The following is a 15,752-nucleotide window of genomic DNA, read 5'->3' as shown; positions in this document are numbered from 1 at the left end:
GCATGGAGGAAAGCACGGAGGAAAGAGAGTCGCTGTTACTCTCTTTCCTGTTGCCCCCTTTCCCGACGCTTTCCGGTGACCATCGACCACGGAAGATTCTCCTTTAGCCGAACACTTTCAAACAGCGCCGCCAACAAGTGCAGAACAACCAGTGTCAGCAGAGTGTTGGCAATAAGGCCGTGAAGTTCCTCCAGCCAATCCACGCCCCAGAAGCGATCAATTTCTTCCATCATGTACCCGGTGGTCGCCAATCCCACAAAGCACAACATCATCAGAATCATCACCAAGGCTCCGAGGGCGGAATGCCCCATGCGATGCTGATCGCGGCCTTTCAGAAGCGCCGCAAGGTGGGCTTTCAGGCGGGAGGGGGTGGGGAAAAAGTCTGACCAGCGGGCTGGGCGGGGCCCAATGAAACCCCAGACCACGCGCAATACAATCAGGGCAGCGGCGGTGTAACCCAACCATTGATGCCAGTCGTCGCCTTTTTCATTAAGCCAGTAATTGGCGACAAAAATACCCGCTATCGACCAGTGAAACACCCGGATCAGCGGGTCCCACAATGTTACGGAGTGTCGCATTAATCATCGATCTCGGTTTTGACCGCATTACCGCTGACGGGGTCGTAGTAGATCTCTACTTTCTGACCTTCTTTGTTCCAGCCATAGATCTCATAGCAGTTTCCATCGGTGACTTTGAAAACATTAATCTTGTATCCCTCGTCTTTCAGGTTGTCCTGAAAGGCCTCTTTGTCTTGCCATTCGGATTGATCGGCGTCTGTACATTGAGGGCCGGCCAGGGCCAGCGGAGCGGCCAGGGTAAATGCAACTGCAGCAAAGATACGCATCGTTGTCATCCTCTTAATGGTGTAAGGGTGTATCACCAATTTAACGGATATACGGTGCAGGTTCAACGAGCGGGTGGGGCGGGAGGAAGCGCATCCTTGCTCTTCCATTACGAAGCGGAGAGCCCGGTCAGTTAAGAGTCCGGTCAGTGAATTGGCCTGTGGGTTAAATGGCGATGCGGCGTTGCTGGGATGCCTGGCTCAACCCGACCTGGCTGCCTCTGGAGGCGAGATATTCGGGGCGAGGCACTGTTCCTGAATAGGGTTGCTTTAACGTGTTTCCCAGACTGTTAAACACAAAAAAGGCGTTGGCCCGTGACCAGGGTGACAAGTTCTGGGGCGAGGCGTGCAACGTGTTGCAGTCGAATAACAATAGCGAACCAGCACCGCCTTTGGGGGCAGAAATGCCTCCGCGCTCGGCCAGCATTTTTATCGCATTTTGATCGGGTACGCCGATGGACTGGCTTTTCAATGAGGTTTTCCAGTTGTTATCCGGTGTCCGGCCCTGGCAGGGCACAAAATGCTTATGCGATCCGGGGATTAACATTAACGGACCATTGAACTCATTGTTATCAGTCAGCATCACCGACGCACTGACGGCGCGCATGGAAGGCATGCCATCTTCAGAGTGCCAGGTTTCGAAATCGGAGTGCCAGTTAAAGCCACCGCCCACAAAGCCGGGTTTGGCATTGATGCGTGACTGATGAATGTAAACATCGCTGCCTAACAACTGGCGCACCATATCGACAATCAATTGACTGGTGGTGAGTCTTGCAAAAGGTTGGGATAATTCGTGGATACCAAAAATAGAACGAATGCTGCCATCATTCTGATCGGTAACGGTTCGTTCAGACCCTACAATACTTCGGTCTTTTCCCATTTCCACCAGATCATCCATCAAATCCGTCATCAATGGATGTTGGGAAAACAGGTTTTCAAACCATAAAAAACCATCCCGTTTGAAACGTTCCAGATGGTGTTGTGCGAGCGGCCCAGGGGCCGCATCCTTGCCTGCATCGTAGACGATGGGATCCTTTCGATCGAACATCGGCATTTGCTGTTCTAGCCGTGTCGGGTAAAGATCAGGTAACATATCGAATCCTTGTTGGTTGATGCATGTTGGCAACGAGGTTCACACACAAACAGCGACCCTTCGATAACATAAGTTATACGTAGTGATTAATTCGCTAATAGTACGCTAATAATGTCGAAAGAGATGACCCGACTATGATGAAAAGCTGCATCCTGAAGCACTTCAATAGCTATGCCGAATTGACCCGCGAAGATGAAGAGTTATTGGTGTCTCTGGAAAAAAGTCCGACACAGGTCGCAGCGGAAACGGAACTGTTTCACGAAGGTGATGATGCACAGGCCTTCTACACCGTATTGAAAGGGTGGCTGTTTTCGTATCGTAATCTGGAGGATGGAACGCGTCAGGTACTGGATATTTATGTGCCTGGTGATGTGATAGGTTTGCGCGAATTTGCATTTTCCGGTCGACTGACGGGTGTAACGGCGCAGACGGAAGTGGAAATTTGCGAGTTTCCCAAGCAGCGCATTACGGAAGTATTTAGTCAGTCGGTGCTGTTGTCCAGTTTGTTTTTTGCCATTGCTGCTCGTGAGCAAGCTGTACTTCTGGAGCGTTTGGTCAATCTGGGGCGCCGTTCCGCCTCTCAGAAAATGGCGCACTTTATTCTCGAAATGTTCGCCCGCTTGAAACGCACCAATCACTATACGGAAAGCCGGTTTGCCATGCCGTTGCCGCAACACATCCTGAGTGATGCGTTGGGCTTGAGCACGGTTCACGTCAGTCGCACGTTCAAGGAGTTGAAGCAGGAGGATCTGGTTTATCGGGAAGGCGCAACAATTGTGGTGCCCGACTTGGAACGGCTGAAAGAGTTTGCTGGCTTCAGCCCTCATTATCTGACCGAAACCGTGCCCCATATTCCGCCGTTTAAAGAATAACCGTCAGAAGACGGCTTTACATAACCAGCCTGGCGGCATACTGCATCAGCAGTGAAAGGCCAACGATAACAGCAGCCATGACCAGGCTGGTTATGATCGCATGCCGTTGCCACAGGGTTTGGGCTCTCTCTCCAAACTGATAAACCAGCCAGGCGAGTCCGTAATACCGGAGTCCGCGGGCAATAACGGCGGCGAGTACAAACAGCAGGAACGGATATCCGGAAAGACCGGCCGTAATCATGGCGACCTGAAACGGAATCGGGAGAATGCCGAGCGCCAGGATGGCGATAAAACCGTATTGATCGAAAAAGCCCTGAAAGGATTCGTAGGCGTTTTGCATGCCCATGGTATCGATAAACCACGTACCCAACGACTGGTACAATGCCATGCCCACGCCGTAGCCCACCATTGATGCCAGCAGACAGCCGGCCGTTGTCACTGTGGCAATGGTCCATAACCGTTTGCGGTTAATGGCCATTAAAGGAATCAGAATGACTTCAATTGGGACGGGAATAATGATGGTTTCCAAAAACGAGAGCACACCGAGAAACCACATCATGTGCCTGGAGCCGTTCAAACGATCGAACCACCGCTTGGCGCGCCTTGATCGAAAAGCCATGGGTAAATGCCTTGTTATCGGGAAGGATGGACCTGTCGGTATAAGGACTCGAGCAAGCTGTAAACGCCGAACGCCATCAGACCAACGGCGACAATGCCCAGAAGCCAAGGTCCAAAGGGCTGTTCTCGCAAGGTGTTGAGGGCTTCAGCGGTACCGCCGGCCTGGCTCGAATCGATATGGTAAGCGGCCGTCATGAACAAGCCGCCCACCACGACAAACACAACGCCCCTGACGACCAGTCCGATCCGGCACACCGGGAAAGCCCAGCAGCGAATGGTGGAGGGCATATCAAAATAGTCTTCAAACTGAACCGTCCAGCCTTTAAATGCGTGTGCCCCGCCAATCACTACAAATACCAGTCCGACAATAGCGGCCAGCCAACGACCGTATGGCTGGGACATCAACCAACTGGCGGCATCCTGTGAGCCGCCGTTACTGTCTCCGCTCTGGCCGAAGGCCATGATTAAAGAGATGGCAAACCCCGCCAACAGCAAATGGGAAACAGCACTCGCAAGCAGCCCGCTTCGGATTGCCAGGCCTTTGGGGGTTTTGCCGTGTCGGTCAGCGTCAGTCAGTGCCTGGAAGCTTCGCCAGATGGCATAGGCAATCAGCCCCGCTGTGATAATGGCCAGCAAGACATCGCCAAGCGGTGCAGACAGTACACTGCGCAGCGCGCCACGGCTGCCGGTAGTATCGCCGCCCTGGCCAAGCACGGCCAGAGTGGCGAGCCCGCCCACCAATAAATAGACGAGAGCACGCGCCGCGTAGCCCGCTCTCGCCAGGAGAACCAGGGCGGTGTTGTGGTCGAGTTTGGGGTGGGTCATGGTATCCTCATTCTTGAAGGCTGAGTTCTGATGATGACAGAAAGACTCAGTGTGCTTAATACGGTGAGTGTACCAGTTGGGACTATGGGTACGCTGACCTTACAGTGTTTTTGGAGCAATAATGATTCGACACATCCTGCTGGTGCAATTCAAAGCTTCGGCGAAGACGACAGACATCGACAAAGTGCGAGCCTTGTTCGAGGCTATGCCTGGCAAGATCGACGGTGTCGTCTCGGTGGAGTGGGGCGAGAACGACAGTCCCGAAGGGCTGAACAAAAGCTACACACACGCGGTATTGATGACGTTCTCTGATCACGACGCGCGTGAGCGTTACTTGCCGCACCCGGAACACGATGCACTCAAAGCGGTGTTTGTTCCGTTAGTGGAGGACATTGTCGTTCTGGATTATTCCGTTTGATCGCAGAACATGACGGGCAGCGCTTAAACGGTAACCGCGTTACGCGGCGTTGGGGTCCATGCTGATGACCGATTCACGTTTGACGATAGTCGGTGCGTACTTGAAGGTGATGTCCGCTTCGGGTTTTTCACCGGCCGCATAGCGCAGTGCCAGTTCGGCTGCCCGCATGGCCATCACTTCGATGGGATAGCGCAAGGTCGTGAGTTTCGGGCGACAGTATTTCGCCAGCAGCACATCATCGTATCCAATGACCGAGACGGCGTTGGGTACGTCGATGTTGTGATCCTGCAACACCGTCATGGCCCCGGAGGCCATAGCGTCGTTGTAGGCCAGAATAGCGCTGAAATCCTTTCCCTTGGCGAGCAGGTTCTGCGTCGCCATCTCGCCGCCTTCCTGGTCCGGCGTGCTGAATTCAATATGTGAGTCGGGCAGAGAGATGCCGGAATCGTTCAGTTCATCGCGGATGCCGTGAATCCGGTCTCTGGGGTCTTCAATCTGGTATTTACTGCTGATAACGGCCACTTTGCGGTGGCCCTGTCCGACGATATAACGCGCCATGGTTCGACCGCCAATCACATTGTCCAGCCACACGCAGCGGTTGCCGATTTCCGGGATGTAGCGGTTGATCAGTACAAAGCCGGGCACCTGTCGGGCGAACTCAATCAGCAGTTCATCATCCAGGGCCTTGCTGTGCACCACCATGGCTTCGCAGCGGTGTTCCAGCAGGGTTTCTATCGCCTTGAGTTCCGTGGCTCGTTCAATGGAGCCCGAACTCATCAAAATCTGGACATTCTTGGCCCGGGTCACCCGCTCGATGCCGTGGGCGAGCGTGGCGAAAAACGGGTCTTGCAGTTCGGCGAGCACCACGCCGAGCGAGGCGCTGCGTCGCGTGACCAGCGCTCTGGCGTTGGCGTTGGGGCGATACCCCATTTCTTCCATGATTTTTTTAATGCGCTCGCGGGTCGCATCGCCCACCTTGGGACCGTCGTTGATTACGCGGGAGACGGTCGCCAGTGATACCCCGGCGGCTTTCGCGATGTCTTTGATCGTTGCCATTCACCAAACCTGCTTGCTGGACAGTCGTTGCCCTCGTTGTTTTCTGACTCGGTTTGCCCGGATCGCGAGGGCGAGCGTCAAGATAGCAGATTCACTTTTGGATAGCAGCCGCTATTTAACGAGCCCGGCGGCTCAACAGGGCGACAAGGGCTGAGGGCGGGCCGGTATTCAGCGGGTGGGCGGGACTATTGTCGTACGAATTTGCCGCACAGCATCTTTACCGTCAGAGGGAAAACGTATACCCTATGCGGAAAACATAACGGAGTGCGAGGTCACTATGCGCGTATTGGTTACCGGTGGCGCCGGTTATATCGGGCTGCACGCCAGCCTGGAGCTGCTCGGAGCGGGTCACGAGGTTGTGATCCTCGACAATCTGGTTAACAGCAAACGGGAGGCCTTGGGGCGGCTGGAAACGCTGGCCGGCCAAAGCGTGTCGTTTTACGAAGGCGATGTGCGGGATCGGGCGTTGCTGGACCGGGTCTTTACCGACCATAAGGTGGATGCCGTGATGCATTTTGCGGGCCTGAAAGCGGTGGGAGAGTCCACCCAGCGCCCGCTGGAATACTACGATGTGAACGTCAATGGCTCCTGGACATTGGTCTCGGCCATGGTGCATCACCAGGTGCACTGCATCGTGTTCAGCTCCTCGGCGACGGTTTACGGTAACCCGCATGAAGTTCCGATTCGCGAAGACTTCCCGCTCTCGGCCACCAACCCCTATGGGCGAACCAAGCTCGTGGTGGAGGAAATGCTGCGCGATGTGGCCGCCGCTTACCCCGAACTGAGTGTGGTGCTGCTGCGCTACTTCAACCCGGGTGGCGCTCACAAAAGCGGCTTGATCGGGGAAGATCCCAACGGAATACCGAATAATTTGATCCCGTTCATCGCCCAGGTCGCAGTCGGCAAGCGCGACCAACTAGCCGTGTTTGGCGACGACTACGACACGCCGGATGGTACCGGCGTGCGCGACTACATCCACGTTTTGGACCTGGCCGAGGGGCATGTGGTGGCGCTGGAACGGCTGCATCACGAGCGTGGCGTACACGTCTACAACCTGGGCACGGGCCGCGGTTACAGCGTCCTGCAGGTGCTTAAGGCGTTCGAGGCCGTAGTTGGACGCCCGTTGAAGTACCGCGTGGTGGATCGGCGTCCCGGCGACATCGGAGAGTGCTGGGCGGATCCCGCCAAGGCGACGGAATCCCTGGGCTGGAGCGCCAAACGTGGCATCGGGGAAATGGTCGAGGATGTCTGGCGCTGGCAATCACAGAACCCGGATGGGTTCTCGGGGCTGAGCGATTGAACAGTAGCATCAACGGCCGGTTTTGGGGAGCAAGGCACGCCGAAAATGTAAACGTTTCACCTGCTTGCTTTCACTTTGCGGCGCTTGACGCTGGCCTCTTTGGCGCTGAAAGCGCGACGAGGCGAATAGAACCGGCTGTAGGACGACAACAAGGTTAAGACTATGAGTAATGTATTTGATCCTGCCGAGCACCCGCACCGGCGCCAGAACCCCATGACCGGTGACTGGGTGCTGGTATCGCCGCACCGGTCCAAACGGCCCTGGCAGGGGCAGGCGGAAGCCGCGGAGGATGTGCAGCGGCCCGCCTACGACCCGGACTGTTACCTGTGCCCGGGCAATACGCGGGTCAACGGCGAGCATAACCCGGAATACCGCTCGACGTACGTTTTTAATAACGACTTTGCGGCGCTCAAGCCGGACACGCCAGAAGCCGCCGATGACGACCCGCTGTTCACCATGAGTACCGAGCAGGGGTGCAGTCGCGTGATCTGCTTTTCGCCGGACCATAGCAAGACTTTGCCCGAACTGTCCGATGCGGAACTGCAAGCAGTGGTCGCCTGCTGGCAGGCGCAAACCGCCGAGCTGGGCCACACCTACCCCTGGGTACAGGTGTTTGAAAACAAAGGGGCGATGATGGGCTGCTCCAACCCTCACCCGCACGGTCAGATCTGGGCGCAACGTCATGTGCCGACGTTGGCGGCGCGCAAGCAGGAACGTTTCTCTGCCTATACCAAAACCCACGGCACGGCGTTGTTGCAGGACTATATGGCTCGTGAACAGCAAGCCGGGCAACGAGTGGTGTGCGAAAACGCCGATTGGATGGTGGTAGTGCCTTACTGGGCGGCGTGGCCGTTTGAAACCTTGTTGCTGCCGAAGTTTGCGGTCCAACGATTGCCCGACTTGAACGCGTCACAAGCGGCGAGCCTCGCCGACATTGTGCGTCGCATTACCACCGCGTACGACAACCTTTTCAATATTGCTTTCCCGTATTCCATGGGCTGGCACGGCGCTCCTTTTGATGGTGAGGACCATCCGGAATGGACACTGCATGCGCAGTTCTATCCGCCTCTGTTACGTTCTGCCACCGTCCGAAAGTTCATGGTGGGCTACGAAATGCTGGCCGAAGCTCAGCGCGATCTCACACCGGAACAGGCCGCCGAGCGCCTGCAATCACTGCCCGCTGAACACTACAAGGCAGCGCGATCCAAAAAGGGAGAATAATGATGTCCATCGGTCACACTCCGATCGGTTTTTTTGAAGCCCACTTCAAACGAACACCCACGACCATAGTTCAGGCGCCGGGCCGCGTGAACCTGATTGGCGAGCACACGGATTACAACCAGGGGTTTGTCTTTCCAACAGCGATTAACTTCGCCACCACCGTGGCGGCTGCCCCGCGGGAGGACCGCCTTATCAATGTGGTGGCCGTGGACTATGGCAATGCGGTCAGTCAGTTTTCGCTGGATGACATCGCGTTTGATCACCAGCAGGGATGGAGCAATTATGTGCGCGGTATCGTCAGCGTTTTGCAAACGCGCTATGAGTTTGGAGGCGCCGACTTGTTGGTGACGGGGAATGTGCCACAAGGCGCCGGGTTAAGTTCGTCGGCCTCGCTGGAAATTGCCCTGTTGAAAGCGTTTGCCGATCTGTACCAACTGGAACTCGATGGCGTTCAGGCCGCGCTGCTGGGACAGAAAGCGGAGAATGATTTTGTCGGGTGTTCCTGCGGCATTATGGATCAACTGATTTCCGCCATGGGACAACACGGCCATGCCATGTTGTTGGACTGTCAGTCACTGGCGTTCCAGTCAACGCCAATTCCTGTCGGCTACCAACTGGTTATTGTCAACTCCAACGTGCAGCGGGCTTTAGTCGACGGTGAGTACAACCTGCGCCGCCAGCAGTGTGAAGAAGCGGCGCAAATAATGGGCGTCGAATCGCTGCGGCAAGCCAGCCTGCCATTACTGCACGAGTATCGCGAAAGCCTGTCGGAAACTGTTTTTCGCCGCGCCCGTCACGTAATGACTGAAAACCAGCGCACACTCGATATGTACTCCGCGTTATCCGCCAGCGATTACCGCCGTATTCGTGGCCTGATGGAACAGTCCCATGCCTCCATGCGGGATGATTTTGAAATTACGGTGCCCGCTATTGATTATCTCGTCGAGGTGATGCAATCGGTCCTGGGCGATGCCGGCGGCGCCCGAATGACCGGGGGCGGTTTTGGTGGTTGTGTGGTGGCGTTGGCGCCTGAGCATCTTGTGCCAGAGATGCTTAGTGTGGTGGCCGAGCGCTACTACGTCAAAACCGGCATTCAGGAAACCGCCTATGTATGTACGGCGGAGCAAGGCGCGTTTGCTCCGGATCGTTAACCGTTACTGCCGAGGCAGACGGGACGATTCCTATCGATAAATGATAACAAGGTTGCTTTCATGACTCTTCATCCGCTTGATATGGCGCTGGTTGCCATTTATGCCGTAGGCATTGTGAGTATTGCCTGGTGGGTATCCCGCGAGAAAAAAGGCCACAAAAAAGACGCGGGCGATTATTTTCTGGCGGGGCAAAGCCTGCCGTGGTGGGCCATTGGTGCCTCGTTGATCGCGGCTAACATTTCCGCTGAACAGATTATTGGCATGTCGGGTTCCGGCTATGTCGTGGGGCTGGCCATTGCCTCCTATGAGTGGATGGCCGCGTTGACGTTAATTGTCGTCGGAAAATATTTTCTGCCCATCTTCCTCGAACGGAAAATCTACACCATGCCCCAGTTTCTGGAGCAACGGTATGACCATCGGGTGCGCTCGGTCATGGCGATTTTCTGGTTGGGGGTGTACGTGTTCGTCAACCTCACCGCCGTACTGTGGTTGGGTGCATTGGCGATTCATACCATTACGGGGCTGGGCTTGTTTTACGGAATGGCGCTGCTCGCGGGGTTCTCCATCGCGTATTCGCTGTATGGCGGCCTGAAGGCGGTAGCCATGACCGACATTATTCAGGTCGTGCTGTTGGTGATAGGCGGGCTCTTTCTCACCTATACGGTGTTGAACACCGTCAGTGGGGGAACGGGTGCGTTTAACGGATTTGTGACACTGATGGACCGGCTGCCGGAAAAGTTCGATATGATCCTGGAGGCCGGTCACAGCCATTACGATGATCTGCCGGGGCTGTCTGTTCTGATCGGTGGCCTCTGGGTGATCAATCTTTCCTACTGGGGTTTTAATCAATACATTATCCAGCGCGCACTGGCGGCTAAAAGCCTGCCCGAAGCGCAAAAAGGCATTGTATTCGCCGCCTTTCTGAAATTGTTAATGCCTCTGATTATTGTGGTGCCGGGGATCGCCGCTGTGTTATTGGCGCCGGATTTGGATATCGCCGATGGTGCCTATCCCACCATGCTGAACATGATGCCGGTGGGCATTAAGGGCCTGATTTTCGCCGCGCTGGTAGCGGCCATCGTGTCATCGGTGGCCTCCATGACCAACAGCGTCTCCACGATCTTTACCATGGATTTGTATGCCCACCGCCGTCCCAACCAGTCTCAGCGTCATTATGTCATTGTCGGGCGCCTGGTCAGCGTCGTGGCTTTAATGGTGGCCATGGCTACCGCACAACCGCTACTGGGTCAGTTTGATCAGGCATTCCAGTACGTGCAGGAATTCACGGGTTTCTTCACCCCCGGTATTGTCACGCTGTTTGTGCTCGGAATGTTCTGGAAGCGCGCGACGGCCGGCGGCGCCCTTGCGACAGCGATAGGCTCCGCGGCTTTCAGTGTGGCACTCAAGCTCTTTTGGCCGACGCTGCCGTTTATGGACCGGGTGGGGGTGGTTTTTCTGTTGTGCATGCTGGTGGCCGTGACCTTCTCGTTTTTGGGCGCCATCCCGTCTCGGGAAAAAGTGGTCGATCTGGAAGGTATCAGCTTCAAAACCACAGCGGGTTTTAACCTGTCCACATTGGCGGTGGTAGTGATCCTGGTCGCGTTTTATGCCGCGTGGTGGTAAGGCAAAGAGAATTTTCGCGCACAAAACAGACGGGCTTTCAAGGCTGGCCCTTTCGAGGTGAACGGGGTAGGCTCCCGGGTTCTGTTGGAGGGCGAGTAAGGCTGAGTGAGGGTGAATCATGAAATTCTGGTTGTTTCTGTCAGTGGCAATTGTTGCGGAAGTGGTGGCGACGTCCGCGCTTAAAATGAGCGATGGCTTTACCCGAGCGCTTCCGTCCGCCGTCGTGGTGCTGGGGTATACCGTGGCGTTTTATTTCCTCTCACTGTCCTTGAAGAGTATTCCCCTGGGCATTGCCTACGCCATCTGGGCGGGGGTGGGCATTGTGTTGGTGGCGCTGGCTTCCTGGGTTATTTATGGTCAGAAGCTGGATGCGCCCGCAGTACTGGGAATGGCAATGATTATCGGCGGTGTGATGGTGATCAATATCTTCTCCAGCTCGACGGGGCACTGAGGGCTTGATAGACGATGGTGCTGACCGATCTTTTCTGGCTGACCGTAACGCTGGCATCATTGGCGGCTATTCCGAGTAGCAGCGTGGCTCTGGTGGTAGGGTGCGCGTCGGTCTCCGGTTTTTCGCGCGGCGCTGCGGCGGCGTTGGGCGTGGTGCTGGGCGATGTGGTGTTTGTGCTGGCGGCGGTGTCGGGCGTGGCGGCGCTGGCTGAGACCTGGGGACCGTGGCTTTACGCACTGCGCTATCTGGCGGCCGCCTATTTAGGCTGGTTGGCCCTGGGATTGTGGCGTACAGCCCGAACGCCTAAGCCTCTGGCGACCGCGTCGGTCAAAGCGGGGCTCTTTGCCTGTTTTGCTTCTGGCTTGCTGTTGACGCTGGCGGATGTGAAGGCCATTGTTTTTTACGCCGCGCTGTTTCCGTCGCTGGTAGCGGTGGAGCAGCTCGGCGTGATGGATATCGTTACGGTGGCGGGCATCACTGTCATCGCCGTGGGTGGTGTCAAGCTGATTTACGCCGCGCTGGGCGCCCGGATCGCGGAGCGCTTTCAATCATCCGGTGCACTGGCGCGCCCTTTCTCTGATAATGGTCAACCCCATTGGCGGTTTCGCCTGCAAAAAGGACTTGCGATGGCGCTGGGGCTGGCAGCGCTCTATCTGATCTGGCCGCGTTAATGGGGAAATGCGAACCCCAAGAGCGAAGGGTCGGCGGCTTAAGTACCTGGGGATTAGGCGTCCGGGTCGAAATCGGGGTTGCGCGGATCCATATCCGCCAGCCCCAGAGTCGCTTCGGGCGTAGTGGTAATGAAGGCCTCCTGCTCCTGAACCGGAATCGGGCTGCGCGTGCGACCCGGCCCAAGAGTCATGTAGAAAATCAATCCCCCCAGCGCGACACTGCCGGTAATGAATAATCCCCTTGGCCCCAGTGCCTCCATCACGAGCGAGCTTGCCACCGGGCCAATACAACTGCCCACCCCGTAACTGAGCAGCAGGGCGGTGCTGGCCGTGGTAATTTCACGGCTGTCCATTAAATCGTTGGTGATGGCGACCGCGATGGGGTATAGCGCCGCGCCGATGCCCACGTAGATGCCTGCAAACAGAATCAGCAGCCAAGGACTGAACGCTCCGAGTAACGCGGCGCACACACCGGAACCGGTAGCAATGATGGCCGCGTTCAGCAACACCCGGTAGCGGTCAAACCGATCACAGAGGCGTCCGACCGGCCACGCCAGCAGCATGGCGGCGACGATAGCCGAGGCCATGAAATTCGATACCTGAGCCAGTGTCAGCCCGATTTGGTTGGCGAATACTGGCCCCATGGTATAAAAAGCGCTGATCAGAACGCCCGAGAGCAATGCGCCCAAAAGCCCCGCCGGGGAGCGTTTAAACAGGTGGCGCAGGGACATGCGCTCACCGCTTTCCATGGTGGGCGATGTCTGTCGCGTCAATGACAGGGGAATAAGTGCCAGGACGACCAGAATCGCGGCGAGCGAGAACGGCAGAAAGCTGGCGGGATCCGCCACTCGGATTAATAACTGGCCCGCCGCCGTCGACAGAAAAAAGACGACTTGATAAACGGCAAACAAACTGGCACGGTTTTGATTGGTGGCCCGGCTGCTAAACCAGCTCTCCACCACGATCATAAGACCAGCCATCGCAAAACCGGCTACGGCACGCAACGCGGCCCACAGCACCGCGTGAACCGCCATGGCGTGCAGCAATATCACCACGGACAACAAGGCGGCAAAAACCGCGAACGCCCGGATATGACCGACGCGTTCGATAACGTTGCTGGCGTAGAGAGAGCCCGCGACAAAGCCAAAGGAGTAGAACACTAATACCCAGCCGATGAGAGAGGCGGGGAACGCGTCCAGGCTCAAGCGCAGCCCCAACAGGCTGGTTAAAAAGGCATTGCCGCAAACCAGCAGGACGATACTGGTGATCAGGGATGACAGGCTCAGCGCGGTTCTGGATGACATTGCTACTCCGTGGTTCTTCCATGGGTGCAGGCTGACAGCCTGTTACCATAGCAAGGAGTAACCGTTGGAACAATCGGAGCGCATTGGCTGAGTCGTCTATACTGACGACACGGTCGTATTCTTCGCACATCCATCACACTGGGGGGCGCATTGATCAGTCCCTCTAAGGAATGATTCATGTCTGAAATGAACACTCAGAACAAAAAAGGGGTGAACTCAACCGTTCTGTTGCCTGTTTTCCTGCCAGCGGTCGCGGTGATACTACTGCTGGTGATTGGCACCATCAGTAAGCCGGAATTAGCCGCCGAGGCGTTTAAACATTCACTGGCCTATATTAACAGCACGTTCGGCTGGTTCTACATGCTGTCGGTCGCGTTCTTTTTGGTGTTCATCGTCAGCATGGCGCTCACCAAATGGGGGCATATCAAGCTGGGTCCGGATCACGCCGACCCTCAATACAGTTTTCCCGCCTGGTTCGCCATGCTGTTTTCTGCTGGCTACGGGATTGCGTTGCTGTTTTTCGGCGTGGCCGAGCCGGTGCTGCATTTTGCCTCGCCGCCTGAGGGGGCGGCGGAAACGGTGGGCTCGGCCAAGCAGGCTATGCAAATTGCGTTTTTCCACTGGGGCTTCCACATTTGGGCCATTTACGGTCTGGTCGGTCTGGTGCTGGCCTACTTCGCGTTTCGTCACGGACTGCCGTTGTCGATTCGCTCTGCGCTGTACCCCCTGATCGGTAATCGCATCTATGGCCCCATCGGGCATGCGGTGGATGTGTTCGCCATTCTCGGCACCATGTTTGGTATTGCCACCACTCTCGGTCTGTCTGTCTCGCAAATCAATGCGGGCATCAATTACTTATGGCCTTCCATTCCCGTCAATACCACGGTGCAGATTATCGCCATTGCGATCATTACCGCGCTGGCGATATTTTCTGTCGTCGCGGGGATGGACAAAGGCGTAAAACGCCTCTCTATTCTTAACATGGTGTTAGCCATTTCCCTGATGCTGTTTGTGTTTGTGGCGGGGCCCACCATTCACATTCTGGAAACGTTTTTGCAGAACACCGGCAGCTACCTGAATAACATTGTGGAGCGCACCTTCAACCTGCAGGCGTACTCCCGTTCGGACTGGATCGGCAACTGGACGCTGTTTATTTTTGGCTGGACCATCGCCTGGGCACCGTTCGTGGGGCTGTTTATTGCCAAGATCAGTCGGGGCCGCACAATTCGTCAATTTGTGGCTGGGGTGATGCTGGTGCCTTCTATTTTCACCTTCCTGTGGTTCTCCGTGTTTGGGGATACCGCCCTGCACCTGATTATGAATGAGGGCTACACCACACTGATCGGGGAAGTACAAGCGGACGAAGCCATTGCGTTGTTCAAGCTGTTCGAGGCGTTGCCGCTGACATCGATCGTGTCCTTCATTACGGTTTTGCTGATTATTACGTTCTTCGTCACCTCGTCTGACTCGGGTTCATTGGTGATTGACTCCCTCGCTTCCGGTGGTGCGTTGCATACGCCGGTGTGGCAGCGCGTCTTTTGGGCCACCTCGGAAGGCGTTGTTGCCTCCACGTTATTGCTCGCCGGTGGGCTTAAAGCGCTCCAGGCGATGACCATTGCCAGTGCGCTGCCGTTTGCCATCATTATGATTATCGCGGCTATTGGTATGTGGCGTGCGCTGGTCATTGAAGGACACCACCAGAGCAGTCTTAAAACCGATGTGCAGCAGCGTTTGACGGGCACTTCGGGACGTAGCTTGTGGCGACGGCGGCTGGCGGGGCTGGTCAGCTTTCCGCAAAAGGACGAAGTGTGGGACTTTATGGTGTCCACAGTGAGCAAAGCGATGCATCGTGTGGAACGCGAATTGAACAAACAGGGTTGGGAAGCCGCTGTGCACCTCGATGAAGAGCACGACCGCTTGTGGCTGGAAGTGATCAAGGAAGATCAGGTGGATTTCATCTACGAGATTCGCCTGATTGATCACGCCCTGCCGGATTACGCTTATCCGGAAATGCCACGCGGCGAATCGTCGGACGCTTTTTATTATCGGGCCGAGGTATTCTTGCGGCGCGGCGGACAATCCTACGACATTTACGGCTTTGATCAGCAGGACATCATTACCGATATTCTGGATCAGTTCGAGAAGCACTTGCACTTCCTCGATATTTCTCCCGGGGTTTTGCCTTGGCGGATGGAAGCGCACGACGATATGCTGTCGACGCCGCCCGAGCCTCCCCAGGAGGAACCCGGTGTGAATGACGGTGGCGAAAATGGCGATAGCAAAAAAGACCCGTCGACCGATTAATAAG

The 15,752-nt window shown here is 56.1% G+C and carries 16 protein-coding genes; 9 read left to right on the top strand and 7 right to left on the bottom strand.

Translation table 11 applies throughout. From position 1 onward, the window contains the following. Positions 1–35: 35 nt before the first annotated feature. From ACQCLF_RS05035 to thpD, 3 genes are all read right to left on the bottom strand, one after another. The gene (locus tag ACQCLF_RS05035; protein ID WP_426985189.1) at positions 36–578 is read right to left on the bottom strand and encodes a cytochrome b/b6 domain-containing protein; all 543 of its coding nucleotides are present in this window, start codon (positions 576–578) and stop codon (positions 36–38) included. Beyond that, positions 578–844: a PepSY domain-containing protein gene (locus ACQCLF_RS05030; RefSeq protein WP_426985188.1), complete on the bottom strand. Its 267-nt coding sequence runs from the start codon at positions 842–844 to the stop codon at positions 578–580. Before ACQCLF_RS05030 ends, ACQCLF_RS05035 begins: the two co-directional genes overlap by 1 nt. 163 nt (positions 845–1,007) lie before the next feature. Further along, positions 1,008–1,934, bottom strand: a complete 927-nt coding sequence (gene thpD / locus ACQCLF_RS05025; RefSeq protein WP_426985187.1) for an ectoine hydroxylase — start codon at positions 1,932–1,934, stop codon at positions 1,008–1,010. 134 nt (positions 1,935–2,068) lie between these two features. Here thpD and ACQCLF_RS05020 point away from each other — a divergent pair, with 134 nt between their 5' ends. Beyond that, positions 2,069–2,806 carry a Crp/Fnr family transcriptional regulator gene (locus ACQCLF_RS05020; protein ID WP_426985186.1) on the top strand — a complete coding sequence of 246 codons (738 nt, stop codon included), beginning with the start codon at positions 2,069–2,071 and terminating at the stop codon, positions 2,804–2,806. Between the two features lie 16 nt (positions 2,807–2,822). On the opposite strand, the gene ACQCLF_RS05015 is transcribed toward ACQCLF_RS05020, so the two are convergent. Together ACQCLF_RS05015 and ACQCLF_RS05010 are read right to left on the bottom strand one after the other, a co-directional pair. After that, complete coding sequence (locus ACQCLF_RS05015) at positions 2,823–3,425, bottom strand: YqaA family protein (protein ID WP_426985185.1); 603 nt, start codon at positions 3,423–3,425, stop codon at positions 2,823–2,825. A 14-nt stretch (positions 3,426–3,439) separates the two neighbouring features. Further along, a complete protein-coding gene (locus ACQCLF_RS05010) occupies positions 3,440–4,249 on the bottom strand; it encodes a DUF1206 domain-containing protein (RefSeq protein WP_426985184.1) in 810 nt (269 codons plus the stop codon). 121 nt (positions 4,250–4,370) lie between these two features. Between ACQCLF_RS05010 and ACQCLF_RS05005 the strand changes: the two genes are divergently transcribed. Beyond that, positions 4,371–4,667 carry a Dabb family protein gene (locus ACQCLF_RS05005; protein WP_426985183.1) on the top strand — a complete coding sequence of 99 codons (297 nt, stop codon included), beginning with the start codon at positions 4,371–4,373 and terminating at the stop codon, positions 4,665–4,667. A 39-nt stretch (positions 4,668–4,706) separates the two neighbouring features. Here the strand turns inward: ACQCLF_RS05005 and ACQCLF_RS05000 are convergent, their stop codons facing one another. Further along, positions 4,707–5,723: a substrate-binding domain-containing protein gene (locus ACQCLF_RS05000; protein WP_426985182.1), complete on the bottom strand. Its 1,017-nt coding sequence runs from the start codon at positions 5,721–5,723 to the stop codon at positions 4,707–4,709. A gap of 277 nt (positions 5,724–6,000) precedes the next feature. On the opposite strand from ACQCLF_RS05000, the gene galE reads away from it, so the two are divergent. The 6 genes from galE to ACQCLF_RS04970 all read left to right on the top strand — a co-directional run bounded on the left by galE (position 6,001) and on the right by ACQCLF_RS04970 (position 12,140). Then, a complete protein-coding gene (galE, locus tag ACQCLF_RS04995; protein ID WP_426985181.1) occupies positions 6,001–7,023 on the top strand; it encodes a UDP-glucose 4-epimerase GalE in 1,023 nt (340 codons plus the stop codon). 162 nt (positions 7,024–7,185) lie between these two features. Beyond that, a complete protein-coding gene (locus ACQCLF_RS04990; RefSeq protein WP_426985180.1) occupies positions 7,186–8,244 on the top strand; it encodes a UDP-glucose--hexose-1-phosphate uridylyltransferase in 1,059 nt (352 codons plus the stop codon). Continuing rightward, on the top strand, positions 8,244–9,395 hold the full coding sequence (gene galK / locus ACQCLF_RS04985) for a galactokinase (RefSeq protein ID WP_426985179.1): 1,152 nt from the start codon (positions 8,244–8,246) through the stop codon (positions 9,393–9,395). Before ACQCLF_RS04990 ends, galK begins: the two co-directional genes overlap by 1 nt. A gap of 60 nt (positions 9,396–9,455) precedes the next feature. Further along, positions 9,456–11,018, top strand: a complete 1,563-nt coding sequence (locus ACQCLF_RS04980; RefSeq protein WP_426985178.1) for a sodium/sugar symporter — start codon at positions 9,456–9,458, stop codon at positions 11,016–11,018. Between the two features lie 118 nt (positions 11,019–11,136). Beyond that, entirely contained in the window at positions 11,137–11,469 is a 333-nt protein-coding gene (locus ACQCLF_RS04975; protein WP_426985177.1) for a DMT family transporter, read from the top strand. Between the two features lie 14 nt (positions 11,470–11,483). Next, positions 11,484–12,140, top strand: a complete 657-nt coding sequence (locus tag ACQCLF_RS04970; RefSeq protein ID WP_426985176.1) for a LysE family translocator — start codon at positions 11,484–11,486, stop codon at positions 12,138–12,140. 53 nt (positions 12,141–12,193) lie between these two features. Here the strand turns inward: ACQCLF_RS04970 and ACQCLF_RS04965 are convergent, their stop codons facing one another. Continuing rightward, positions 12,194–13,444 carry an MFS transporter gene (locus tag ACQCLF_RS04965; protein WP_426985175.1) on the bottom strand — a complete coding sequence of 417 codons (1,251 nt, stop codon included), beginning with the start codon at positions 13,442–13,444 and terminating at the stop codon, positions 12,194–12,196. A gap of 177 nt (positions 13,445–13,621) precedes the next feature. On the opposite strand from ACQCLF_RS04965, the gene ACQCLF_RS04960 reads away from it, so the two are divergent. Continuing rightward, positions 13,622–15,748 (top strand): BCCT family transporter, encoded by a 2,127-nt coding sequence (locus ACQCLF_RS04960; protein ID WP_426985174.1) that lies wholly within the window; start codon positions 13,622–13,624, stop codon positions 15,746–15,748. The last annotated feature ends 4 nt before the right edge of the window (positions 15,749–15,752 follow it).

Origin of the sequence: Marinimicrobium sp. ARAG 43.8 (genome assembly GCF_050113635.1) — a bacterium.
GTDB lineage: Bacteria > Pseudomonadota > Gammaproteobacteria > Pseudomonadales > Cellvibrionaceae > Marinimicrobium.
This window is presented reverse-complemented; position numbering and strand designations above follow the sequence as displayed.

Bases quoted from the DNA above. Each gene is read 5' to 3' on its own strand.
- ACQCLF_RS05035 (WP_426985189.1), bottom strand. From the start codon at position 578: ATGCGACACTCCGTAACATTGTGGGACCCGCTGATCCGGGTGTTTCAC.
- ACQCLF_RS05030 (WP_426985188.1), bottom strand. From the start codon at position 844: ATGCGTATCTTTGCTGCAGTTGCATTTACCCTGGCCGCTCCGCTGGCC.
- thpD (WP_426985187.1), bottom strand. From the start codon at position 1,934: ATGTTACCTGATCTTTACCCGACACGGCTAGAACAGCAAATGCCGATG.
- ACQCLF_RS05020 (WP_426985186.1), top strand. From the start codon at position 2,069: ATGATGAAAAGCTGCATCCTGAAGCACTTCAATAGCTATGCCGAATTG.
- ACQCLF_RS05015 (WP_426985185.1), bottom strand. From the start codon at position 3,425: ATGGCTTTTCGATCAAGGCGCGCCAAGCGGTGGTTCGATCGTTTGAAC.
- ACQCLF_RS05010 (WP_426985184.1), bottom strand. From the start codon at position 4,249: ATGACCCACCCCAAACTCGACCACAACACCGCCCTGGTTCTCCTGGCG.
- ACQCLF_RS05005 (WP_426985183.1), top strand. From the start codon at position 4,371: ATGATTCGACACATCCTGCTGGTGCAATTCAAAGCTTCGGCGAAGACG.
- ACQCLF_RS05000 (WP_426985182.1), bottom strand. From the start codon at position 5,723: ATGGCAACGATCAAAGACATCGCGAAAGCCGCCGGGGTATCACTGGCG.
- galE (WP_426985181.1), top strand. From the start codon at position 6,001: ATGCGCGTATTGGTTACCGGTGGCGCCGGTTATATCGGGCTGCACGCC.
- ACQCLF_RS04990 (WP_426985180.1), top strand. From the start codon at position 7,186: ATGAGTAATGTATTTGATCCTGCCGAGCACCCGCACCGGCGCCAGAAC.
- galK (WP_426985179.1), top strand. From the start codon at position 8,244: ATGATGTCCATCGGTCACACTCCGATCGGTTTTTTTGAAGCCCACTTC.
- ACQCLF_RS04980 (WP_426985178.1), top strand. From the start codon at position 9,456: ATGACTCTTCATCCGCTTGATATGGCGCTGGTTGCCATTTATGCCGTA.
- ACQCLF_RS04975 (WP_426985177.1), top strand. From the start codon at position 11,137: ATGAAATTCTGGTTGTTTCTGTCAGTGGCAATTGTTGCGGAAGTGGTG.
- ACQCLF_RS04970 (WP_426985176.1), top strand. From the start codon at position 11,484: ATGGTGCTGACCGATCTTTTCTGGCTGACCGTAACGCTGGCATCATTG.
- ACQCLF_RS04965 (WP_426985175.1), bottom strand. From the start codon at position 13,444: ATGTCATCCAGAACCGCGCTGAGCCTGTCATCCCTGATCACCAGTATC.
- ACQCLF_RS04960 (WP_426985174.1), top strand. From the start codon at position 13,622: ATGTCTGAAATGAACACTCAGAACAAAAAAGGGGTGAACTCAACCGTT.